1 pseudogene is annotated in these 921 nt (G+C 45.3%); it reads right to left on the reverse strand.

The annotated features are described in order from the left end of the window. Positions 1-921: pseudogene (locus tag BI291_RS13975) on the reverse strand (TonB-dependent receptor); the annotation flags it as partial.

Raw genomic sequence — 921 nt, forward strand, 5'->3', positions numbered from 1 at the left:
CTTCACCGTTAGTACAGTGTTCAGCCGAGGTAAAGCCACCTGGGCCTAATACCAACGCACCTTCATCGATACTCATGATATCGCCTTCGCCGTAAGCATGACGCATTTTTGCTGTCGCAGTAGCATCAGTGAAACGTACTTGACCGGTTAACGCACCGCCATTGTCATAATCTAACTGTAAGTTAAAGTTACGTGATTTTTCTTCATTAACATTCACTTGTGTGAATGATTGCATACGGTATGGGCGCATCTTGAACGCATCAACACCACGCCATTCATTGCCGTCACCATCAGTGTATGAATCACCGGTATAGTTGGTTGCAAACGCATACTGTGCGAAAGTTTGCCAACGGTTATTGGTGTTAAAGCCAGAGCGTGCATTAAAACGGTCTTGGTTCGTATAGAAATAATCCGCGGTTAAGGTAAAACCTTCACCTAAATCAACTTGCAATGACGCTTGAACAGCATCACGCTCACGCTCTTCTGTTTTATTAAACGCGGTAAAACCGTGTGGTACAATGTTGCGATATTCAGCGCCTTCTGCTGGTGTGCTCCACGCATAGTTATTTGATGTCCAGCCTAAACCACCGTTTTCAGAGGTGTCGTTATGACCGTTATAGTCAGTTGCTAGCGTCACATCTTGTGTTACCGCTGAAATTAAGAAACCAATTTTACCGTCGTTATATGCCGCTAAGCCATGTAACGTTGGGTCAGTTTCTTTGGTAATTGAACCACGTGCCGCTTCTGCGCCGGCAACAAAAGTCCACCCTTCATCCATATCAAACGGACGGCGCGTTTTTAAATCAATCGCACCAGCAATGCCTTGTGCAGTGTTATCAGCTGTTGCTGACTTGTACACATCAACACCGCCAAAAAGTTGCGCAGGTAAATCACCTAAATCAGCACCAGAGGTATCAATAG

This window comes from Thalassotalea sp. PP2-459 (assembly GCF_001913705.1).
Taxonomy (GTDB): Bacteria; Pseudomonadota; Gammaproteobacteria; order Enterobacterales; family Alteromonadaceae; genus Thalassotalea_C; species Thalassotalea_C hakodatensis.